At 67.3% G+C, this 21,025-nt stretch carries 19 protein-coding genes; 15 read left to right on the top strand and 4 right to left on the bottom strand.

Features of this window, described 5'->3' with window-relative positions:
- The first annotated feature begins 264 nt into the window (after window positions 1–264).
- The 13 genes from AC3WQZ_RS01850 (at window position 265) to AC3WQZ_RS01790 (ending at window position 12,147) form a co-directional block, all read left to right on the top strand.
- Window positions 265–798: a (2Fe-2S)-binding protein gene (locus tag AC3WQZ_RS01850; RefSeq protein ID WP_011617534.1), complete on the top strand. Its 534-nt coding sequence runs from the start codon at window positions 265–267 to the stop codon at window positions 796–798.
- Window positions 795–1,772 (top strand): FAD binding domain-containing protein, encoded by a 978-nt coding sequence (locus tag AC3WQZ_RS01845; protein WP_010812861.1) that lies wholly within the window; start codon window positions 795–797, stop codon window positions 1,770–1,772. Before AC3WQZ_RS01850 ends, AC3WQZ_RS01845 begins: the two co-directional genes overlap by 4 nt.
- The gene (locus AC3WQZ_RS01840; RefSeq protein ID WP_058696518.1) at window positions 1,769–3,883 is read left to right on the top strand and encodes a xanthine dehydrogenase family protein molybdopterin-binding subunit; all 2,115 of its coding nucleotides are present in this window, start codon (window positions 1,769–1,771) and stop codon (window positions 3,881–3,883) included. Before AC3WQZ_RS01845 ends, AC3WQZ_RS01840 begins: the two co-directional genes overlap by 4 nt.
- A gap of 234 nt (window positions 3,884–4,117) precedes the next feature.
- Complete coding sequence (locus tag AC3WQZ_RS01835; protein WP_010812859.1) at window positions 4,118–4,561, top strand: GNAT family N-acetyltransferase; 444 nt, start codon at window positions 4,118–4,120, stop codon at window positions 4,559–4,561.
- A 136-nt stretch (window positions 4,562–4,697) separates the two neighbouring features.
- Window positions 4,698–5,627, top strand: coding sequence for a LysR family transcriptional regulator (locus AC3WQZ_RS01830; RefSeq protein ID WP_010812858.1), 930 nt, complete (start codon window positions 4,698–4,700; stop codon window positions 5,625–5,627).
- A gap of 194 nt (window positions 5,628–5,821) precedes the next feature.
- Window positions 5,822–6,169 carry a hypothetical protein gene (locus tag AC3WQZ_RS01825; protein ID WP_058696519.1) on the top strand — a complete coding sequence of 116 codons (348 nt, stop codon included), beginning with the start codon at window positions 5,822–5,824 and terminating at the stop codon, window positions 6,167–6,169.
- Window positions 6,170–6,369: 200 nt separating this feature from the next.
- On the top strand, window positions 6,370–6,723 hold the full coding sequence (locus AC3WQZ_RS01820; protein ID WP_010812856.1) for a Zn-ribbon domain-containing OB-fold protein: 354 nt from the start codon (window positions 6,370–6,372) through the stop codon (window positions 6,721–6,723).
- 28 nt (window positions 6,724–6,751) lie between these two features.
- Window positions 6,752–7,897, top strand: a complete 1,146-nt coding sequence (locus AC3WQZ_RS01815) for a thiolase family protein (protein ID WP_439669244.1) — start codon at window positions 6,752–6,754, stop codon at window positions 7,895–7,897.
- A 1-nt stretch (window position 7,898) separates the two neighbouring features.
- Window positions 7,899–8,663 carry an SDR family oxidoreductase gene (locus AC3WQZ_RS01810; RefSeq protein WP_010812854.1) on the top strand — a complete coding sequence of 255 codons (765 nt, stop codon included), beginning with the start codon at window positions 7,899–7,901 and terminating at the stop codon, window positions 8,661–8,663.
- An 11-nt stretch (window positions 8,664–8,674) separates the two neighbouring features.
- On the top strand, window positions 8,675–9,478 hold the full coding sequence (locus tag AC3WQZ_RS01805) for an enoyl-CoA hydratase/isomerase family protein (protein WP_454749692.1): 804 nt from the start codon (window positions 8,675–8,677) through the stop codon (window positions 9,476–9,478).
- Between the two features lie 32 nt (window positions 9,479–9,510).
- Window positions 9,511–10,494: a tripartite tricarboxylate transporter substrate binding protein gene (locus AC3WQZ_RS01800; protein WP_010812852.1), complete on the top strand. Its 984-nt coding sequence runs from the start codon at window positions 9,511–9,513 to the stop codon at window positions 10,492–10,494.
- Window positions 10,491–10,910 (top strand): PaaI family thioesterase, encoded by a 420-nt coding sequence (locus AC3WQZ_RS01795; protein WP_010812851.1) that lies wholly within the window; start codon window positions 10,491–10,493, stop codon window positions 10,908–10,910. The genes AC3WQZ_RS01800 and AC3WQZ_RS01795 overlap by 4 nt, the downstream gene beginning before the upstream one ends.
- Window position 10,911: 1 nt before the next feature.
- Window positions 10,912–12,147, top strand: a complete 1,236-nt coding sequence (locus AC3WQZ_RS01790) for a CaiB/BaiF CoA transferase family protein (protein WP_492299942.1) — start codon at window positions 10,912–10,914, stop codon at window positions 12,145–12,147.
- Window positions 12,148–12,153: 6 nt separating this feature from the next.
- Here the strand turns inward: AC3WQZ_RS01790 and gcvA are convergent, their stop codons facing one another.
- A complete protein-coding gene (gcvA, locus tag AC3WQZ_RS01785; RefSeq protein WP_492299941.1) occupies window positions 12,154–13,050 on the bottom strand; it encodes a transcriptional regulator GcvA in 897 nt (298 codons plus the stop codon).
- Window positions 13,051–13,239: 189 nt separating this feature from the next.
- On the opposite strand from gcvA, the gene AC3WQZ_RS01780 reads away from it, so the two are divergent.
- A complete protein-coding gene (locus AC3WQZ_RS01780; protein ID WP_492299939.1) occupies window positions 13,240–14,118 on the top strand; it encodes an oxidoreductase in 879 nt (292 codons plus the stop codon).
- Between the two features lie 202 nt (window positions 14,119–14,320).
- Window positions 14,321–16,375, top strand: coding sequence for an elongation factor G (fusA, locus tag AC3WQZ_RS01775; protein WP_010812847.1), 2,055 nt, complete (start codon window positions 14,321–14,323; stop codon window positions 16,373–16,375).
- A 23-nt stretch (window positions 16,376–16,398) separates the two neighbouring features.
- Here fusA and boxA read toward each other — a convergent pair whose 3' ends face one another.
- The 3 genes from boxA to boxC form a co-directional block, all read right to left on the bottom strand.
- Window positions 16,399–17,679, bottom strand: coding sequence for a benzoyl-CoA 2,3-epoxidase subunit BoxA (gene boxA / locus AC3WQZ_RS01770; protein WP_492299938.1), 1,281 nt, complete (start codon window positions 17,677–17,679; stop codon window positions 16,399–16,401).
- Between the two features lie 144 nt (window positions 17,680–17,823).
- Window positions 17,824–19,251 (bottom strand): benzoyl-CoA 2,3-epoxidase subunit BoxB, encoded by a 1,428-nt coding sequence (boxB, locus tag AC3WQZ_RS01765; protein WP_010812845.1) that lies wholly within the window; start codon window positions 19,249–19,251, stop codon window positions 17,824–17,826.
- Window positions 19,252–19,296: 45 nt separating this feature from the next.
- Window positions 19,297–20,955, bottom strand: a complete 1,659-nt coding sequence (gene boxC / locus AC3WQZ_RS01760; RefSeq protein WP_010812844.1) for a 2,3-epoxybenzoyl-CoA dihydrolase — start codon at window positions 20,953–20,955, stop codon at window positions 19,297–19,299.
- Between the last annotated feature and the right edge of the window lie 70 nt (window positions 20,956–21,025).

The raw sequence follows: 21,025 nt of genomic DNA, 5'->3' as shown, positions 1-21,025 counted from the left end.
AAGAGTCGTCCACCGCAGCGCAACCACGTTCTATTGCGATGGCCGCCGGTGCCTGTAGCGTTTCAACGACTGTCCCACCAGTCCGAGGCAGCCACACACCTTCCGGTCCCGAGGCAGGCCAGTGTCAGGCCAAACCTGCAGAGACTTGCAGAATGCGCCCCCAGTCATTCCGGCAGTTCGCTGCCGAAGCTGGCGCAGGCCCGGGCGAAGTCCCTGTCCCCAACCGCCCGAATCATCCGGGCTATGCAAAGAGGAATGTCGACTATGTCCAGTTCTGTTCGTTCCGACGCAAGCCAACCACAGCCTGGCGATAGCTACGGCTCAACCCGCATGCCGCTGTGCCTGACGGTCAACGGCACGCTGCATCGCCTCGATATCGATCCGCGCGAATCCCTGCTTGACGTACTGCGCGAGCGCCTGGACCTCACGGGCACGAAAAAGGGCTGCAACCAGGGCGCGTGCGGGGCCTGCACGGTGCTGGTGGACGGGCGCCGGATCAACGCCTGCCTGGCTTTGGCCGCCATGTACAACGACGCCCACGTGAGCACGATCGAAGGCCTGTCGTCGGCCGACGGCGAGCTGCATCCGCTACAGGCCGCGTTTATCGCGCACGATGGCTTCCAATGCGGATTCTGTACGGCAGGCCAGATCATGTCCGGCGTCGCCTGCATCAATGAGGGTCATGCCACCTCCGCCGACGATGTGCGCTTCTGGATGAGCGGCAATATCTGCCGTTGCGGGGCTTACCCGGGGGTCGTCGCGGCGATCGCCGAGGTCGGCGGGAGGATGCTGCCATGATCCCGTTCACACTGCAGAAAGCCGGCTCGGAAGCTGAAGCGCTGGCGGCGGCCGCGGCCGGGGCCCGCTTCATCGCCGGCGGCACCACGCTGGTGGACCTGATGCGCGAGCACGTGGAACAGCCCACGCAACTGGTAGACATCAACGCGCTGCCGCTGAACCATATCCGCATGGAGGGCGACGAGCTGGTCATCGGCGCGCTGGCCCGCATGTCCGATGTCGCCGCGCATCCCGACGTTTGCCGGCTCCACCCGGTGATCGCCGAGTCGCTGGTCGAGGGCGCCTCTCCCCAGTTGCGAAACATGGCCAGCATCGGCGGCAACCTGCTCCAGCGCGTGCGCTGTCCTTACTTCCGCATGCTCGATGCCGCCTGCAACAAGCGCACCCCGGACAGCGGCTGCGCGGCCATCGACGGGTTGCACGCGGGCAATGCCATCCTGGGCGCCAGCGACCATTGCTCCGCAACGCATCCGTCCGACCTTGCGGTTGCCCTGGTCGCGCTGGACGCGGTGGTCCACGTACGGGGTCCGCACGGCGCGCGCCATTTCCGCGTGGAAGACCTTTACCGCCTGCCCGGAACCACGCCGCATCTCGAACACACCTTGCAGGCCGGAGAACTCATTGCCGAGGTGCGAGTTCCACCGCTCGCCTATGCACGGACTGCGCGCTATCTGAAAGTGCGGGACCGGGCCTCGTATGAGTTTGCCCTGGTATCTGCCGCGGCAGCCTTCGAGGTCAGGGATGGCGTGATCCAGGCCGCTCGCCTCGCATGCGGTGGCGTGGGCACCCGGCCATGGCGCATGCGCGCGGCCGAACTCGCGCTGCAAGGCAGGCCGCCCACGCGCGCGAGCTTCGAGGCGGCAGCGCTTACCACGATTGCAGGCGCCACCCCGCTGCCAGGCAACCGCTACAAGGTCGCGCTGCTGCAACGAACGGTGGTACGGGCCCTCGAACTCGCAGGAGAAGGCAGATGAACGCAAACCATATCGGCCAGCCGCATGCCCGCGTCGACGGGCGCGCCAAGGTGACCGGCAGCGCGCGGTATGCCGCCGACTTCAACCAGCCAGGACAGGCCTACGCGGTGATCGTGGGCGCTTCGATCGGACTCGGTCGCGTGATCGCACTCGACGCCGAAGCCGCGCGCCGACTGCCAGGGGTACTGGCGGTACTGACGCACGAAAACGCGCCGAAACTGGCGTACGCCCCGCACAAGGGCTTTATCGATCCGGAACACGGCGAACGTCTGCATGTCCTGCAGGACGATCACGTCCGCTTCTATGGCCAGCCGGTTGCCGTGGTCGTGGCGCAGACGCTGGACCAGGCCGAGCATGCGGCCTGCCTGCTGCTGATTCGCTATGCCGAGGAATCACCGGTCTCCGACCCGCTCGACCAGCGCGCCGAAGCCGTGGTGCCGGAGGCGGGACGCGAACCAGGCCCCCATTCGGCGGACCGGGTCCGCGGCGACCCCGAGGCCGCGCTGGCGGCGGCTGCCGTCAGCATCGACGCCACCTACGATGCCGCGCGAGAAAATCACTTCCCGATCGAACCGAACGCCACCGTTGCCGCCTGGCAAGGCGACCAGCTGACGCTCTGGAGCAAGAGCCAGTTCGTGATCAACGAGCAGGCCGAGATCGCGGCGATCCTCGGCATCCCGGCTGAGAACGTCCACGTCATCTGCCCGTTTATCGGCGGCGCCTTCGGCACCAGCCTGCGCACCTGGCCGCATGTCACGCTGGCGGCAGTCGCCGCGCGCGAAGTGGGCAAGCCCGTCAAGCTGGTGCTGTCGCGGCGACAGATGTTCCATCAGACGGGGCACCGGCCGCGCACCGTGCAGCGCATTGCGCTGTCGGCAACGCCCGACGGCAGGCTGACCGGCATCGTGCACGAAGGCACCGGCGAAACCAGCCGCCATGAGCAGTTCACCGAGGCACTCACTGCGGTGACGCCGTTCCTCTATCGCTGTCCCAATGTGCGCACTCGCTACCGGCTGGTGCCGCTGGACATCGGCACGCCGACCTTTATGCGGGGTCCGGGCGAGGCCACCGGCGTCTTTGCGCTGGAATGCGCGATGGACGAGCTGGCCTACGCCCTCGAGATGGATCCGCTGGAACTGCGGCGGCGCAATGAACCCGGGCTCGACGAGGGCATGCAACTGCCGTTCTCCAGTCGCTCCATGCTTGCCTGCTACGAACGCGGCGCCGACGCGTTCGGCTGGTCCCGCCGCACGCTCTCGCCCGGCTCGATGCGGGACGGCCGCCTGCATATCGGCTGGGGGATGGCCTGTGCCAGCTACCCGGTCTTCCACGGCCAGGCCAGCGCCCGCGTGCGCCTGCTTGCCGACGGAACGGCCGAAGTCGAAGCCGCCGCCAGCGACATGGGGCCCGGCACCTACACCTCGATCACGCAGATTGCCGCCGAGACGCTGGGCCTGCCGATGGACAGCGTGCGCTTCAGCCTTGGCCGTTCGGATTTCCCACCTACCCCGCCGCACGGGGGCTCGATGACCCTCGCGTCCGTCGGCTCGGCCGTGCGCGCGGCCTGCATTGCCGCGCTGGACCAGCGCCAGGCGCGCGCGGATCGCACGGACGGCGCCATCGAAGCGAGCGCCACGGCAGGCCCGGATGGCGAGGTGCGCAGCCGGTTTTCCATGCATGCCTTCGGTGCCGTGTTCGTCGAAGTCGCCATCGATCCCGATGTCGGCACGATCCGTGTCCGGCGCGTGGTCGGCGCCTATGGCGCGGGTCGTATCGTGAATCCGCGGCTCGCAGCCAGCCAATGCACGGGCGGGATGGTCGGCGGCATCGGCATGGCGCTGATGGAGCGAACCGCGCTGGATCCGCGGGACGGCCGGCCGGTGAATGCGCACATGGCGGATTACCTCGTGCCCGTCAACCTGGATATCCACGGGCTGGAAGCGCATTTTGTCGACGAGGTCGATCCCCATGTGAACGAACTGGGCGTCAAGGGGTTAGGTGAAATCGCGCTGGTGGGCGTGGCGCCGGCCGTAGCCAACGCCGTGTTTCACGCAACGGGAAAGCGCGTGCGGGAGCTTCCGATCCGCATCGAGCACCTGGTCGAGCACTAGTCCGGCAAGTGCGACATGCCGCCGACGCCGCCCAAACTGACGGCGTCGGCGGGGATCCGCAGGCTCGACGCGATTTTGAAATGTATTTCTCTACAGGGCTTACCCGAGGACCTAGGGTTTTCTAGTGTACGAAAACCTAGGCTGCCGGGGATTGATAAGGTACTTTTCTCCCGCCAACACCAAAACACTCCGTATCCGCCCACGCGTCAAGGACCGCCGGCGACAGGCTTCATCATGATCAAAGATCTACGCATTCGTTCTGCGGGCACGCAAGATCTGCCGGCAATTTCGAAGGTTCTCGCGCAATGCGGCTTGGACGAGCACGAAATCGAAGCGCATCTGGAGACTTTCCATGTTGCCGTGCTGGAAGGCCGCATCGTTGGATGCGCCGGCGCCGAACGATACGACGATCTCGTCGTCATCCGGTCTGTGGCCGTCCTTCCCGAATATCGCCAGCTCGGGGTGGCGACTCACCTGGTCTCCGCGGTATTGATGCGGGCGCGCGCGCAAGGCGTGCGTCGCGCCGTACTGGCGACCAGCAATTGCCCGAGTCATTTCGCCCGCTATGGCTTCCAGCTGGTCTCCGCGGAGAACCTTCCCGCTGAAGTCCGCGCGTCGCACACGCTCAGGATTGCAGGCATACCGCCAGGGCTGTGCATGCATTGCGAGCTGAAGTAGACGCCTCTGCCCGCTCAATCCGCTCTGTTCGCTCTATCCGCAATTCACAGGCACGGGGTCTGTGGCGGCCCACGCCCGCCGGTTGTCCCCAAATCGGCACTATGATGGCGGCATTCTCCACCATCCGTTGCCAGTCATGGACAAGGCCCGTGTCCTCACCCTCTTCCTCGGCGTGGTACGCGCCGGCAGCTTCCACCGCGCCGCGGTGGAAGCTGGCGTCACCCCGCAGGCCGCCAGCAAGGCCGTGCGCACGCTGGAGGATCATCTCGGCGTGCGCCTGCTGCACCGGACCACGCGCAAGCTCAGCCTGACGGAAGAAGGCGCACGCCTGTTCGAGCTGGCCGCGCCGGGCATGCGCCAGCTCGACGAAGCGCTCGAGCAGGTCCGCAGCAGCAAGAGCGACAACGACGGTCTGATCCGCCTGACCGCTCCGCCGTCGCTCGGCAGCCGCGTGCTGGTCCCGCTGGTGCGGGGCTTTCGCGAACAATACCCCGGCATCACCTTCGATGTAGTGCTGAGCGACCTCTTCACCGACCTGGTCGAAGCCAAGATCGACGTCGGCTTCCGCGTCGGCACCAGCCCCGGCCAGAACCTGGTGGCGCGGCGGCTGTGCGACCTGCCGCTGGTCATCTGCGCGGCGCCGGATTACCTGGCGCGGCACGGCGAGCCGGCAACCCTCGACGACTTGCCGCAGCACCAGTGCACCGGCTTCCGCCGCCCCGCGACCGGGCGCATGGTGCCGTGGGAGCTGCAGGTGGACGGCGACCTGATCTACCAGGAGGTGCCTGCCGTGGCGAGCTTCAATGACGTGGAAACCGAGGTCGAAGCGGTGCGCGCCGGCATGGGCATCGGCCAGCTGCCCGCCTACATGATCCACGCCGACCTCGTGAGCGGGCGGCTGAAGGCGATCCTGCCGGGGTACAGCAGCAGCAATGTCGGCATGTACATGTACTACCCGCATCGCAGCCAGATGCCGGTGCGGGTCCGGCGCTTCATCGACTTCGTGGTGGAGGCGGGCCGGGGCGCGGAGCAGTCGCTGTCACGGCTGGTCGGGGTCGTGACCTGAGCCTGCTACCCCGCAGCACAGACAACCAGAAGTTGCTATTGAAACGCCATTCCACTCTCTAGTGCGACGTTCGCTCCACGCCTAAATTGGTCTCAACGGCGGCTGCACAGCGCCATCCCCGGAACCACACCGGGAAACGCGCAGCAGCCACCGTCCGCCTCTTTCTCTGATGACCAGTCTCCAGGAGCGACATCATGATTGCCCAACTCGCACGCACCCTTGTTCCCGCCGCCATCTCGCTGGTGGCCGCCGTCTCCCTCCAGAACGCCAATGCCGCGCAAGCCGGCAACAGCGCGCCCGCCAGCGTGGCAGCGCGCACGCATGACGTGTTCACCGACGGCCAGCGGCAGGGCCGCTTCGACACCTTCTCAGAAGGCGCGCATGACAGTGGCGCCACTGCGCTCGTCGCCGGGCTCGACCGCAGCGGGGTCTCGGCCACGCCGGGGCGAAAGTTCGATCCGTACACCGAGGGTGCCCGTGCGGTCGAAGGCAATCCGCGCCTGCGCGGCACGGCCTTGAATGGCGCATCGGCGTGGGTGTGATCGCCCGGTCCGAAGTCGACGCAACGCGGCAGGACGAGCCCTGAACGGCTGACTCCAATCCCCGGACAAAGCGCTTTTCCAGACGCCCTGCCTCGCCTTTTCGTTTGACTTTTTCTCAACCGAAAGCGCCGGAAATATCGTTTGTCGTGCAGGCCGCCGACGACAACTATTACGCCAAGGCCAACCCACAGGAGACAGCCATGTCAGACCAGCCCTATCCGCTCTGGAGCGCGGAACCCGTCCCCCACCTGCTCGCCTCGCGTGACCGCGCCACCGGCGAGTGGATCTTCCCGGCGCTGCCCGCCGACTCTCCGCTGGCGGACGGCCACGAGACCGTCGCCATCACCGGCACGGGCGTGCTCTACAGCTTCACCGTGATCCATCCCGCGCCCAAGAGCGGACTGGCTCCATATGCGCTGGGTTATGTCGATTTCGTCGGGCCGGTGCGAATCTTCGGCCGCCTGCAGGGCGCGGCGCGTCCGGTCATCGGCGAACGCTACGCGCAGCGGCATGACGCCGAGCTGGGCTATGTCTTCGAGGCCGTCACGGTCTGATCGATCGAGAGAAGGAGAGGTAAGCAAGATGCAGGACATCTACATCCATGGCGGCGCGATGACGCCGTTCGGCCGGCACCCCGCCGTGCTGGCGCCGGAGCTGGCGCAACAGGCAATCCTGAAGGCGCTGGCCGATGCCGACGTGCCGGCCGGCCGCATCCAGGCGGTCTACTGCGCCAACGTCCTGGGCGGCATGATCCTCGGCCAGCTGATCGTGCGCGATCTGGGGCTCAAGGGCATCCCGGTCTACAACGTCGAGAACGCCTGCGCCAGCGGCGCCACCGGCGTGCACCTGGCACGGCACGCGCTGCTGGCCGGGCAATACGACACGGTGCTGGTCTTCGGCATCGAGCAGCTGACCGCGCTCGGCGGCGGCACCATCCCGCTGCAGCGCAATGACCACAAGACCGACCTCTATGCGAAGTCCGGCATGGTACTGCCCGCGGTGTATGCGATGCGCGGCACGCGTTTCCTGCACGAGCGCGACGCCAATCCGTCCGACCTCGCTGAAGTGGCCGTGAAGAACCGCTACCACGGCTCGCTGAACCCGTATGCCCAGCAGCGCAAGACCACCACGGTCGAGGAAGTGCTGGCCTCGCGCATGATCGCCGACCCGCTGACGCTGCTGCAGTGCTGCCCGTCGCAGGTCGATGGCGCGGCGTCGGTGGTGCTGAGCACGCGCCGGCCGGCGCAGGCGCGGCCGGTGAAGGTGCTGTCGTCTGTAGTGGTGTCGGGCATGCGCGAGGAGGCCGACGACGATATCCTCGATGCCGAGATCACCGCGCGCGCCGCGCGCCAGGCTTACGAACAGGCCGGGCTCGGCCCGCAGGACGTCGACGTGGTCGAACTGCACGACGCCTTCACCATCGCCGAACTGCTCTACTACGAAGCCCTCGGCCTGGCGCCGCGTGGCGATGCCGTGGCGCTGCTCAAGTCCGGCGCGACGCGCCTGGGCGGGCGCGTGCCGGTCAACCCGAGCGGCGGCCTGCTGGCCAAGGGGCATCCGCTGGGCGCCACCGGCGTGGCGCAGATGGTCGAGATCCTGTGGCAGCTGCAAGGCCGCGCCGGCGAACGCCAGGTGGCGGATACCCGCATCGGCCTGACGCAATGCACCGGCGGCGGCATCGCGGGCGTGGACCACGCCGCTTCTTCCGTCCACCTGCTGGGAGTCTGAGATGGGCACGCAACGCTTCGATCCTTCCCATGTGGCGGTGGTCACCGGCGCAGCGCGCGGCATCGGCCTGGGCATCGCCACGCAACTGGCCCGCCAGGGGCTGGCCGTGGCCCTGCTCGACCGCGACGCCGCCGCGCTCGATACCGCCGTCGGTGCGCTGGTTGCCGAGGGCTTCAACGCCTTTGGCGCCAGTGCCGACCTGACCGACTCGGCCGCGGTCAACGATGCCTTCGCGCAAATCCAGGCGCGCACTGGCCGCGTCGACTACCTGGTCAACAACGCCGGCGCCGTGCGCGACATGCGCTTCCTGAAGATGACCGACGACGACTGGGACCTGGTCATCGATACCAACCTGCGCTCGCAGTTCCTGTGCTGCCGCGCGGCGCTGCCCGGCATGGTCGAGCGCGGCTACGGGCGCGTGGTCAATATCTCGTCGCGGGCGTGGCTGGGCGGATTCGGACAGGCTAACTACTCCGCGGCCAAGGGCGGCGTAGTCAGCCTGACGCGCTCGCTGGCGATCGAGTTTGCGAGCAAGGGCATCACCGTCAATGCAGTGGCGCCGGGCATCGTCGATACCCCGCTGTTCCGCGGCTTCGCGCCCGACGTGCAGGCCCGGCTGCAGAAGTCGGTCCCGGTGCAGCGCATCGGCACCGCCGACGATATCGCCAACGCGGTCAGCTTCTTCCTCGACCCGCAGTCGTCCTACGTGACCGGGCAGGTGCTCTATGTCTGTGGCGGCCGCAGCCTGTCGTCGCCAAGCGTGTAAGGAGGCAAGCCATGACCGTACGACTCCACACCGAAGGCGCGGTCGCCGTGCTAACGATCGACCGGCCCGAGGCACTCAATGCGCTGGACGTGGCCGCGCTGCGCGAACTGCGCGCGCACCTCATCGAAGTGCGCGACCGCGACGACCTGCGCGTGGCGGTGCTGACCGGCGCCGGCACGCGCGCCTTCTGCGCGGGCGCCGACCTGAAAGGCACGCGCAGCTCGCCCGCGACCTATCCGGAAGCACTGTTCCGCGCGCCGGAGCAGGCCGCCGACCTGGGGCTCTATATCCGGCTGATGGACCTGACCGACCTGGGCCTGTTCAAGCCGCTGATCGCGGCGGTCAACGGCCATTGCCTTGGAGCGGGGCTTGAGATAGCGCTGCAATGCGATGCGCGGATCGCGTCAGAACAAGCGAGCTTCGGCCTGCCCGAAGCCGCGGTCGGGTCAATCCCCGCTGTCTCGGGCCTGCATCGCCTGCTGAAGGCCGTGCCGGCGGCGCATGCGATGCAGATGGTGCTGACCGGCGAGCGAATCGACGCGGCGCAGGCCGCGCGCATCGGGCTGGTCACCGAGACGGTGGCGCCTGCCACGCTGCTCGACCGTGCGCTGGCGATCGCGACCCGCATCGCCGCCAATGCGCCGCTGGCGGTGCAGGCCGTCAAGAAGCTGTCGCGCCAGACCAGCCACCTCAGCGAAGCCGACGCCCAGCAACTGACCGAACTCTACTGGGGCGTGCTGCGCGATACCGCGGACCGCACCGAAGGCCGGCAGGCCTTCGCCGAGAAGCGCGAGCCCCGCTACACCGGGCGCTAAGCGTTCGCAAACAGACAGACAGGAGACAGACCATGACCCGCATTACCCGATTCGCACGCGTGGCGCTGGCCGGCATGCTGGCAGCCACGGCGCTGGGCGCCGCGGCGCAGGCGCCCTTCCCCAGGCAAAAACCGATTACGCTGGTGGTGCCGTTCGCCCCCGGCGGCGGCAACGATATCCTCGCGCGGCTGATCGCGCCGAAGATGGGCAAGCTGCTGGGCCAGACCGTCGTGATCGAGAACAAGCCCGGCGCGGGCGGCAATCTCGGCGCCGACTATGTCGCCCACGCGGCGCCGGACGGCTATACGCTGGTGATCGCATCCAGCCAGGTGACGATGAACCCGTTTCTCGGCACGAAGATTCCGTTCAGCATCGAACGCGACTTCGAGCCGGTGGGGCGGATCGCGTCAGTGCCGATCATGCTGGTCGCCAACCCCGACCAGCCGTTCCGCACGCTGCAGGATTTTATCCAGTACACCCGCGCCAATCCCGGCAAGCTCAGCTATAGCAGCCCGGGCAACGGCACGCCCCAGCACCTGGCCGGTGAAGTCTTTGCCAGGCTCAACAAGACCGAACTGCTGCACGTGCCCTATCGCGGCACCGGGCCGTCGATCACCGATCTGATGGGCGGGCAAGTGCAGATCTCGTTCGCGACCTTTGCTTCGGCGATCCAGTATGTGCGCGCCGGCAAACTGCGCGCGCTGGGCATCGCCGGCAAGAAGCGCACCGCGCTCATGCCCGACCTGCCGACCTTTGCGGAAGCAGGCATCGCCGGCTACGACGCCGAGCTGTGGTACAGCCTGCTGGCGCCGGCGCAGACGCCGAAGCCAGTGGTCGACAAGCTCAACGCCGCACTGGTGGCCGCGCTGAAATCGCCTGACATCGCCGAGCAGATGGCAAAGCAAGGCTTCGAGCCGCAGGCGTCGTCGCCGGCCGAGCTGAAGACCTATATCGGCAAGGAAATGGCGCGCTGGCAGCGGCTGATCCAGGACAACGGCATCAAGGTGGCCTTATGAACATGCATCCCGCCACGGTGCCGTCAACCGACAACCCGCTGCTGGACTACCTCGGCATCCGCCTGGCCAGCGTCGGCGACGGCCGCTGCACCTTCGAGCTCGACCTCGAGCCACGCCACCTGAACCGGCAGGGCAGCGTGCAGGGCGGCGTCACCGCCACGCTGCTCGACGCCGCCTGCGGCTACGCCGGGTTGCCCGCCGGCCCGGACGGCACGCTCGGCCACGCGGTCACCGTCATGCTGACGATCAGCTATCTCAGCAAGGCCAGCACGGGCCGGCTGCGCGCCACGGCGCAACTCACCCGCGCCGGCAAGAGCCTGTACTTCGCCTCGGCGGAGCTGACCACCGATGCCGGCGTGCTGGTGGCGACCGCGCAAGGCACGTTCAAACGATCCCGCACCCTACCGGAGGCATGACATGTTGCGCGACGCACTGGACGGCCTGACCGTCATCGATTTCACGCAGATCGGCGCCGGGCCGACCTGCACCATGCTGCTGGCCGACATGGGCGCGAGGGTCATCAAGGTGGAGCCGCCGGGCGGTGAGATGGGCCGCGGGCTGGGGCCCGGCTGGCTCGGCGACGACAGCGCGCTGTTTCACGGCTTCAACCGCAACAAGCTGGGCGTGGCGATCGACCTGAAGTCCGCCGACGGCGTGGCCGTGGCCCGCCGCCTGATCGTGGGTGCCGACATCGTGGTGGAAAGCATGCGGCCCGGCGTGATGGAACGCCTCGGCCTTGGCCATGCGCAACTGGCGGACGAACACCCCGCGCTGATCTACTGCTCGATCTCCGCCTACGGGCAGGAGGGACCATATGCGAGCCGCGCCGGCGTCGACGGCATCATGCAGGCGGATTCCGGCCTGATGAGCCTGATCGGCCTGCCCGACGGCGAGCCGTGCAAGGTGCAGGCGCCGGTCGTCGACGTGATGACCGGCTACGTGGCCTCCGTGGGCGTGTTGGCGAAGCTCGCGCAGCGGGCCCGCGACGGCCTGGGCGGCCATCTCGACGTCAACCTGCTCAATGCGGCGCTGGCGCTGCAGCAGTCGTCCATCACCAGCTACTGCGCCGACGGGCAACTGCCGGAACGTGTGGGCAGCGCGGCGCCCTACTCAGCGCCCAACCAGGCCTTCCGCACCGCCGATGGCTGGGTCATGGTGGCCGCCTATATGCCCGAGCGCTGGCGCCGGTTGTGCGATGTGCTGGGCCGGCCCGAACTGGCCGACGATCCGCGCTTTGCGACTTCACCGCTGCGCGTGGTCAATCGCGCGGCAATGGTGGAGGTGCTGACCAGTGCCTTCGTCACCCGCGCGACCGACACATGGCTGGCGTTGCTCCAGGACGCCGACATTCTGTGCGCCCCCGTGGCGACCTACGAGGACGTCATGGCGCATCCGCAGGTGGCCGCCAACCGCATGGTGCAGCGCGTCCGGCACGACACGCTGGGCGAGATCCGCATGCCGGGATTCCCGATCAACAGCGCTCAGGAGAACGCGTTGCCATCGCGGCCGGCACCAGCTTGCGGACAGCATACGCAGGCGGTGCTGGGCGAGCTTGGCTACAGCCGCGACGAAATCGCCGCGCTGTCGTCTCGGGGCGCTATCCGCTGCGGCGATATCGAGGAAAAGCGACACGTGGTCGCGGCGGCATCGTGAGCGCGCTCAACCCTGAGTGTCAAACTGCGCCAGCAGCCATTGCCGGAACACTGCCATGCTCGGGCTCTCCTTGCGATCGGCAGGCGTCAGCAGGTAGTAGGTGAAGTCGCCCATGTCCACAGTCTGGCGGAACGGCGCCACCAGCCGGCCGGCGTCGAGATCCGCCGCCACCAGGAAGCGCTGCGCGATCGCGAAGCCCTGCCCTTCTGCCGCGGCCGCATAGGCCATGGCCGAGCTCTGGAAGGTCATGCCGCTGCGCGCATCGACCTCCTTGTCGGCGCGCGCGGCCTTGAGCCAGTGGGCCCAATCGTCGGGCCGCGCGATCGAGTGCAGCAGGGTCTGGTGCTGCAGGTCGGCGGGCTTCTTCACCTTCGGCCCGCCCTCCAGCAGCCCCGGGCTGCATACCGGCACCAGGATGTTCGACACCAGCCGGTAGGTATTCACGCCGCTCCACTTGCCGTCACCCAGCCTGATCGCGCCGTCGATGTCTTCCTTGCGGAAGTCGACCGGATCGAGCGACGCCGTCAGCAGCACCTCGATGCCGGGATTGGCGGCATGGAAGCTCGACAGCCGCGGGATCAGCCAGCGCATGGCAAAGGTGGTGTAGGCGCGTACCTTCAGCTGCCTGCGCTTGGCGCGCTTGCTCAATCGCCGCGTGGCCTCGCGCAGGTCGTCCATCGCCCTGGTCACGGCGCGGTAGTAGTCCTCGCCGGTGCGCGTGAGCGAGATCTGGCGGTGGCCGCGATGCAGCAGCTGCACGCCCAGCCCGTCCTCCAGCGCGCGGATCTGGCGGCTGACGGCGCCGGGGGTGACATGCAGCTCCTCGGCGGCCGTGGTGATGCTGAGGTGCCGGGCGGCGGCCTCGAAGGCGCGCAACGCGTTCAGTGGGGGCAGTTTGTCCATGCCGGGGAGTCTGCCATACGGTTGAGGTTTCCTCAATCGACGCGCCGGACGTCCATTCCAAACTAATAGTTGTCATTGAAACGCGATTGCACCGCCTAGTGTTGTGGGCGTTGCCGGCCTAAATTTGTCTCCGTGGCCCCCGCCATCAGACATCGCAGTCAAACCGAGCACCCTGAAAGGAGATTCACCATGTCCGCCAACACCACCAACACCGCCATCAACGCTGCCAGCAAGGTCTGGTTCATCACCGGCGCTTCGCGCGGCTTCGGCCTGGAACTGACCCGTGCCGCGCTGGCACGCGGCGACCGGGTCGTCGCCACCGCGCGCCGCCCGGAAGCCATCACCGCCGCACTGGGCGAGCACGATAACCTGGTGGGCGTGGCGCTGGACGTCACCAACGAAGCGCAGGCCATCGCCGCCGCCGAGGCCGCCGTGGCCCGCTTCGGCCGCATCGACGTGCTGGTCAACAACGCCGGCTACGGCCTGCTCGGCGCGGTCGAAGAGGCCTCCGCAGAGGAAGTCGAGCAGCAGTTCGCCACCAACGTGTTCGGCGTGCTGACCGTGACGCGTGCGGTGCTGCCGCAGATGCGCCGTCAGCGCAGCGGCCGCATCCTCAACATTTCGTCGATCGGTGGCTACGCCGCGTATCCCGGCTGGGGCGTCTATGGCGCCACCAAGTTCGCGGTGGAGGGCCTGACCGAAGCGCTCGATGCGGAACTGTCGCCGCTGGGCATCCGCGCCACCGTGGTCGAGCCGGGCTTCTTCCGCACCGACTTCCTCGATGCCAGCTCGCTGGTGCGCGTGCGCACCGAGATCGCCGCATATGCCGATACGGTCGGGGCAATGCGCGAGCACATGGCTTCGGCCAACCACCAGCAGCCCGGCGACCCGGCCAAGCTGGCGGCAGCCCTGCTGACCCTGGCCGACAGCGAAACCCCGCCAGTGCGGCTGCCGCTGGGCTCGGACACGGTCTACCGCATCACCGAGAAGAACCGCAAGGTGGAAAGCGAACTGGCCGCGTGGCAGGCGCTGGCGGTGTCGACCGACCACGACGACGTGCGCCGCTGATCTTGCTGCAGCGCACCAGCGCACGGTTTGCTGCAATGCGGGCATGCCGTGCGAAACGCGAAACGAGGCCGACCGAGCGCCGGCCTCGCCACTTGCGGGCCATCTTGCGTCAGGCAATGCACCGAGTCGGGCATCCGCGTATGTCGCTTCCGGCGAATTTCGCCAATAATTCCCGGACAGCCATTGCCGGACGAGAGCCACCATGCACGATAGTCCCGATGCCATCCGCACCGTCGCCTTGCTAGGGCACGCGGGGTGCGGCAAGACCTCGCTGGTCGAAGCGCTGTTGCACAAGGGCGGTGCCCTGCACACGCCCGGCAGCGTCGAACGCGGTTCCACGGTGTGCGACAGCGACCCGCTCGAGCGCAAGTACAAACGCTCGCTCACCACCGCCGCCGCCCACCTGCACTACCGCGACACCCGCATCTACCTGCTTGACACCCCCGGTTATCCCGACTTCTCCGGCCTCGCCATCAGCGCGCTGGCGGCGGTGGAAACCGCCGCCATCGTCATCAATGCCCAGACCGGCATCGAGATGACCACGCGCCGCGCGATGGCGTGGGCGCAGGCGCGCCAGCTGTGCCGGATGATCATCGTCAACGGCATCGACGGCGACAAGGTCGACCTGCCCGCGCTGCTTGCGGACATCCAGGAGGCCTTTGGCAAGGAATGCCTGCCGATCAACCTGCCTGCCGGCAACGGCAGCCAGGTGGTGGACTGCTTCTTCAATCCGGCCGGCGAGTCGGATTTTTTATCTGTTCCCGCCGCCCACGATGCGCTGATCGACCAGGTGATCGAGATCGATCCCGAACTGATGGAGCTGTACCTGGAACAAGGCGAGGCGATCACGCCGGAGCAGCTGCACGCGCCATTCGAGCGCGCGCTGCGCGAAGGCCACCTGGTGCCGATCTGCTTTACCTCGGCCGCCACCGGCGCCGGCATCACGGAACTGCTCGACGTGTTCGTGCAACTGCTGCCCAACCCGACTGAAGGCAATCCGCCGCTGTTCTATCGCGATACGGGCGATGGCAGCGAACACCGCAAGGCCGTGCGCGCCGAGCCCGTGCCTGACAAGCACGTGCTGGCCCATGTCTTCAAGGTGGTGATCGACCCCTATGTCGGCAAGCTGGCGGTGTTCCGCATCCACCAGGGCACGGTCACGCGCGACAGCCAGCTCTATATCGGCGACGGGCGCCAGCCGTTCAAGGTGGCGCACCTGCTGCGGCTGCAGGGCAAGGAGACCCAGGAGATCCCGCGGGCCGGCCCGGGCGATATCTGCGCGGTGGCCAAGGTCGACGAACTGGGCTTCGATGCCGTGCTGCACGACGCCACCGAGGACGGCAATATCCACCTGACGCCGCTGGAGTTCCCAACTCCCATCTACGGGCTGGCGATCGAACCGGCGCGGCGCGGCAACGAGCAGCGCCTGGCCGAAGTGCTGCACAAGCTCAGCGCGGAAGACCCGTGCCTGCGCGTCGAGCATCCGGTTGGCACCAATGAGACCGTGGTGTTCGGCCTGGGCGAATTCCATCTGCGCTGCGCGCTGGAGCGGCTGACCGAGCAATACAAGCTGGAGGTGGTGACGCGCCCGCCCAAGATTGCCTATCGCGAAACCATCGGCGGCAAGGCCGAGGGCCATCACCGGCACAAGAAGCAGACCGGCGGCGCCGGGCAGTTCGGTGAAGTGATGCTGCGCGTGGAGCCGCTGGCGCGCGGCGAGGGCTTCGACTTTGTCGATGCGGTCAAGGGCGGCGCGATTCCCGGCCAGTTCATTCCCGCCGTGGAAAAAGGCATCCGCCAGGTGCTGGACAGCGGCCCGCTGGCGGGCTTCCCGATGCAGGACGTGCGCGTGACCGTGTATGACGGCAAGAGCCATCCGGTCGATTCCAAGGAAGTCGCGTTCGCGACCGCCGGGCGCAAGGCCTTTATCGACGCGGTGCTCAAGGCCAGGCCCAGCGTGCTGGAACCGATCGTCGACATCGAGGTGACGGCGCCGGGCACAGCCATGGGCGACATCATCGGCGACCTCTCAACCAAGCGCGGCCAGGTCCACGGCACGCGCACCGCGGTCGGCAACGCCGTGGTGGTGGCCGGCCAGGTGCCGCTGTCCGAGCTCAACGACTACCAGTCACGGCTGAACAGCATCACCGGCGGCCACGGCAGCTATACCATCCAGTTCAGCCACTACGACAACGTGCCGCCGGCGCAGCAGGACAAGATGGCATCGAAACACAAGGCGCAGCAGGATACGGATTGAGGGGTTCGCGCCCGCGGCTGCATCTAGTACGTTTCCAGATGCAGCCGCCCTTCCCGCTTCAACCCTTCAGCCAGCGCCTCCCATTGCAGCCCCGCCTGCTGCGCGACGTCCCTGAGCGCCAGCACCACGCCCTCTTCCATGCTCTTTAGCCCGCACACATAGAAGCAGGTATCGGGACCCGCCAGCAACGCTGCCAGGTCCGCCGCGCGCTCGCGCATCAGGTCCTGCACGTAGCGCTTCGGCTGCCCCGCCGTGCGCGAGAACGCCAGGTTGATGTCGATGAAATCCTTGGGCAGGTTCTGCAGCGGGCCGAAATACGGCAGTTCCTCCTGCGTGCGCGCCCCGAAAAACAGCATCAGCTTGCCGCCGTCGAACTTGCCAGCCTTGCGCAAGCGCCGGCGCCATTCGGTCATGGCCCGCATCGGCGCGCTGCCGGTGCCGGTGCAGATCATCACGATGTTGGAGCGCGGGTGGTTCGGCATCAGGAAGCTGGCGCCGAACGGGCCGATCACCTCCACCTTGTCGCCAACCTTCAGGTCGCACATGTAGTTGGAGGCCACGCCGCGCACCGGGTTGCCGTCATGGTCCTGCAGCACGCGCTTGATGGTCAGCGACAGGTTGTTGTAACCGGGACGCTCGCCGTTGCGCGGGCTGGCGATCGAGTACTGGCGGGCATGGTGCGGGCGGCCGCCGGCGTCGGTGCCCGGTGGCACGATGCCGATGGACTGGCCTTCCAGCACCGGGAACGGGGTCGCGCCAAAGTCCAGCACGATGTGGTGCGTGTCGTACTCGCGCCCCACTTCGGTCACGCGTACATTGCCGGTCACGGTAGCGGTGATGGTCTTGTTGGCGGACTTGGCGCCATACAGGTTGGTGTAGGCATGCGCGGCGGACCACGGCGGCACGGTGGCGCCGTAGCGGGCGCTGTTGACGGCGTCTTCGCCGGTGCCGGCCAGCGGCGACGCGGCGGGAATCTCCGGCGCGGCGGTCTGCAGCTCGGCGCCGGGCGCCAGGTCGGCCAGTTGCTCGGGCGTCAGCTCTTCCGGCAGCGTGTCCCAGTTGAGTTGCTCTTCGATGCTGTAGGCGCGCAGCTTCGGCATGGCGCGCCAGTTGTCGATCGAGCCGGTCGGGCACGGGGAAATGCAGGCCATGCACAGGTTGCACTTGTCGGCATCGACCACGTAGTTGCGCGAGTCGTGCGTGATCGCGCCCACCGGGCAGGTCGCTTCGCAGGTGTTGCAGCGGATGCAGATCTCGGGATCGATCAGGTGCTGCTTGATGACTTGAATTTCTGCCATGTCCATGGCGGTCTCCACAGGATCAGGGGCGTTTCGGGGTGAGGGTCGTTGTTGCAGCGGCGCTTCATGGACGCGCCTGCCCTCTCCCCCGGCCCCTCTCCCGCAAGCGGGAGAGGGGAGCAAACAGGGAGCAATGGGTAAGGCCGTGGCTCAGTTGAACCGCACGTACTCGAAATCCACCGGCTGGCGGTTGATACCCATCACCGGCGGCGCGATCCAGTTGGCGAACTTGCCCGGCTCGACCACGCGGCCCATCAGGCTGGCGACAAAGGCGCGGTCGCCTTCACTGGGCAGCCACTGGTCGCGGAAGTCGCGCCATTCGGCGTCGGAGATCACGCGGCCGTCCGGCGATACCTTGACACCCGCCAGCGCGCCGATATTGCGGTGGAAGGCCTTGTGCGGCACCTTCAGGCGGAACGGGATGCCGGCCTTCTCGATGACCTTGTTCCAGCGCTCCACACCGCCCATGCTGTCCTTGATGTAGTCGTCGCGCAGCACTTCGTTGAGCGCGTTGAGCATCGGCACTTCCTTCTCGGTCAGCTGGCCGTTCTGCGCCTGCAGAATGCGGTAGGTCTGACCCTTGAGCACGTGGTCGTCCATGCGCTTGCCTTCTTCGTAGCGGCCCTTGAGGCCGGTGCTGTAGAAGGTGGCGGCGTTGCTCGACTCATCGGCGCCGAACAGGTCGATGGTGACGCTGTAGTGGAAGTTCAGGTAGCGCTGCAGCGTCGGCAGGTCGATCACGCCGGCCGCGCGCAGCTTGGCGGGATCGTCGGTCTTGAGTTCGTTCATCACCTGGCAGGTGCGCTGGATCACGCGCGACACGCCGGACTCGCCCACGAACATGTGGTGCGCTTCTTCGGTCAGCATGAACTTGGTGGTGCGCGCCAGCGGATCGAAGGCGCTTTCCGCGAGCGCGCACAGCTGGAACTTGCCGTCGCGGTCGGTGAAGTAGGTGAACATGAAGAACGACAGCCAGTCCGGGGTCTGTTCATTGAACGCCTGCAGGATGCGGGGATTGTCCTGCTGGCCGCTGCGGCGCTCCAGCAGGGCCTCGCCCTCCTCGCGGCCGTCGCGGCCGAAGTACTTGTGCAGCAGGTAGACCATCGCCCACAGGTGGCGGCCCTCTTCCACGTTGACCTGGAACAGGTTGCGCAGGTCGTACATGCTGGGGGCGGTGAGGCCCAGGTGGCGCTGCTGCTCGACCGACGCCGGTTCGGTATCGCCCTGCGTCACGATGATGCGGCGCAGGTTGGCGCGGTATTCGCCGGGCACGTCCTGCCAGGCGTCTTCGCCCTTGTGGTCGCCGAAATGGATCTTGCGGTTGGCCTCGGCCGGGTTCAGGAAGATGCCCCAGCGGTAGTCCGGCATCTTGACGTGGCCGAAGTGAGCCCAGCCCTGCGGATCGACGCTGATCGCGGTGCGCAGATAAATGTCATGGCTGTGCGAGCCTTCCGGCCCCATGTCGTTCCACCAGCTCAGGTAGTTGGGCTGCCATTGCTCGAGCGCACGCTGCAGGGTGCGGTCTTCGCTCAGGTTGACGTTGTTGGGGATCTTGTCGCTGTAGTTGATGCCGGACATTGTGGTCTCCTTCAGGGGACGATTCGGTTGTCGTGTAAGGCTGGATCAGACGCGGTTCCAGTCGAAGGCGGCTTTGTCGCCCTTGCCGTAGACCTTGAGCGCACCCTTGTCGCCCACCGCGTTGGGGCGCTGGAAGATCCAGTTCTGCCATGCGGTCAGGCGGCCAAAGATGCGGGTGAACATGTTTTCCTGGCCGTTGAAGCGCAGGTTGGCTTCCATACCGGTGAGCGCATCGGGCGACATCGCCACGCGCTCTTCCAGCGCGATGCGCACTTCGTCGGTCCAGTCGATGTCGTCGGGGTTGGCGGTGACCAGGCCCAGCGCATACGCGGCATCGGCATCCAGCGGCTGGCCGGCCTTGGCGCGCACGGCGTCCAGCGCGGGCTGCTCGTCGTAGAAGCGGCGGCCCAGCCGGCTCTGGCCGGTGGCCATCGGGTACAGGCCGAAATTGACTTCCGCCACGGTGATCTTCGGCGCGCGCTCCTCGTCGTCCGGCAGCGCCAGGTGGTAGCTGCGGTCGCAGGCCAGCGCCAGTTCCAGGAAGGTGCCGGCAAAGCACGATTGCGGCTCGATCAGCGCGAACAGGCTGCGCGACGACACATCCAGGCGGCTCAGCGTGCGGCGCAGCAGGCCGATGGTCTCGCGCACCAGCCAGTGGTCCTTGTGCGCCAGCAGCGCGGCGTCGGTGGCCAGCACCGCGGCGGCGTCGCCGCTGGTCTTGATCAGCCAGGTGCCGATGTCCAGTTCATTGGTGCGCATCGACAGGATCGCGTCTTCCAGTTCGCGTGCCAGTTGCAGCGGGTACCAGGCGGCGCCGGCGGCGACGATCTCCTCGATGCTTTGCGGTTGCGCACCGACGGGTGCCTTCACGGTAAAGGTCGCGGTACGGCCGGCGCGATCGATCTCGACCGTCACATGCATATAGCGCAGCGCATCCGCTTCGATCGTCCGCTCGATCGGCTCGAGCGCCACGCCCTGCGCATCGGCCGGACGATCGCTCTGCGCGGCCAGCGCCAGCGCGCGCTCCTGCACCTTCTGCGCGAACACGGCGGGCTTGGCGATATCGTCGACCAGGCGCCAGTCCTTGGCACGCTGGCCGCGCACCCCTTCGGTGGTGGTGCAGAAGATATCGGCGAGGTCATGGCGCACATGGCGCTTGTCGGTCACGCGGGTCAGGCCGCCGGTGCCCGGCAGCACGCCCAGCAGCGGCACTTCCGGCAGGCTCACGGCCGACGAGCGGTCGTCCACCAGCAGGATCTCGTCGCAGGCCAGCGCCAGTTCATAGCCGCCGCCGGCGCACGCGCCGTTGACCGCGGCCAGGAACTTCAGGCCGCTGTGCTGCGACGAGTCCTCGATGCCGTTGCGGGTCTCGTTGGTGAACTTGCAGAAGTTGACCTTCCACGCATGGCTGCTGACGCCCAGCATGAAGATATTGGCGCCGGAGCAGAACACCTTGTCCTTGCCGCTGGTGACGACCACGGTGCGCACTTCCGGGTGCTCGAAGCGGACGCGGTTGAGCGCATCGTTCAGTTCGATGTCGACGCCGAGGTCATAGCTGTTGAGCTTGAGCTTGTAGCCGGGGCGCAGGCCGGCGTTCTCGTCGATGTCCACCGCCAGCGTGGCGACGGGGCCGTCGAACGTCAGCTTCAGGTGTTTGTATTGGGCGGGGGCGGTCTGGTAATCGACGCGGGGGGCGGTGGTCACGGCGGTGTCTCCTCTGCGAAACTGCACTATCATGCATGAACAGGAATCTGGTAACACGAACTATAGTTCA

The sequence above is a fragment of the Cupriavidus sp. FW305-26 genome, from assembly GCF_058787975.1.
This window is presented reverse-complemented; position numbering and strand designations above follow the sequence as displayed.

Excerpts from the sequence above, each read along its gene's own strand:
- AC3WQZ_RS01850 (WP_011617534.1), top strand. The coding sequence starts at position 265 with ATGTCCAGTTCTGTTCGTTCCGACGCAAGCCAACCACAGCCTGGCGAT.
- AC3WQZ_RS01845 (WP_010812861.1), top strand. The coding sequence starts at position 795 with ATGATCCCGTTCACACTGCAGAAAGCCGGCTCGGAAGCTGAAGCGCTG.
- AC3WQZ_RS01840 (WP_058696518.1), top strand. The coding sequence starts at position 1,769 with ATGAACGCAAACCATATCGGCCAGCCGCATGCCCGCGTCGACGGGCGC.
- AC3WQZ_RS01835 (WP_010812859.1), top strand. The coding sequence starts at position 4,118 with ATGATCAAAGATCTACGCATTCGTTCTGCGGGCACGCAAGATCTGCCG.
- AC3WQZ_RS01830 (WP_010812858.1), top strand. The coding sequence starts at position 4,698 with ATGGACAAGGCCCGTGTCCTCACCCTCTTCCTCGGCGTGGTACGCGCC.
- AC3WQZ_RS01825 (WP_058696519.1), top strand. The coding sequence starts at position 5,822 with ATGATTGCCCAACTCGCACGCACCCTTGTTCCCGCCGCCATCTCGCTG.
- AC3WQZ_RS01820 (WP_010812856.1), top strand. The coding sequence starts at position 6,370 with ATGTCAGACCAGCCCTATCCGCTCTGGAGCGCGGAACCCGTCCCCCAC.
- AC3WQZ_RS01815 (WP_439669244.1), top strand. The coding sequence starts at position 6,752 with ATGCAGGACATCTACATCCATGGCGGCGCGATGACGCCGTTCGGCCGG.
- AC3WQZ_RS01810 (WP_010812854.1), top strand. The coding sequence starts at position 7,899 with ATGGGCACGCAACGCTTCGATCCTTCCCATGTGGCGGTGGTCACCGGC.
- AC3WQZ_RS01805 (WP_454749692.1), top strand. The coding sequence starts at position 8,675 with ATGACCGTACGACTCCACACCGAAGGCGCGGTCGCCGTGCTAACGATC.
- AC3WQZ_RS01800 (WP_010812852.1), top strand. The coding sequence starts at position 9,511 with ATGACCCGCATTACCCGATTCGCACGCGTGGCGCTGGCCGGCATGCTG.
- AC3WQZ_RS01795 (WP_010812851.1), top strand. The coding sequence starts at position 10,491 with ATGAACATGCATCCCGCCACGGTGCCGTCAACCGACAACCCGCTGCTG.
- AC3WQZ_RS01790 (WP_492299942.1), top strand. The coding sequence starts at position 10,912 with ATGTTGCGCGACGCACTGGACGGCCTGACCGTCATCGATTTCACGCAG.
- gcvA (WP_492299941.1), bottom strand. The coding sequence starts at position 13,050 with ATGGACAAACTGCCCCCACTGAACGCGTTGCGCGCCTTCGAGGCCGCC.
- AC3WQZ_RS01780 (WP_492299939.1), top strand. The coding sequence starts at position 13,240 with ATGTCCGCCAACACCACCAACACCGCCATCAACGCTGCCAGCAAGGTC.
- fusA (WP_010812847.1), top strand. The coding sequence starts at position 14,321 with ATGCACGATAGTCCCGATGCCATCCGCACCGTCGCCTTGCTAGGGCAC.
- boxA (WP_492299938.1), bottom strand. The coding sequence starts at position 17,679 with ATGGACATGGCAGAAATTCAAGTCATCAAGCAGCACCTGATCGATCCC.
- boxB (WP_010812845.1), bottom strand. The coding sequence starts at position 19,251 with ATGTCCGGCATCAACTACAGCGACAAGATCCCCAACAACGTCAACCTG.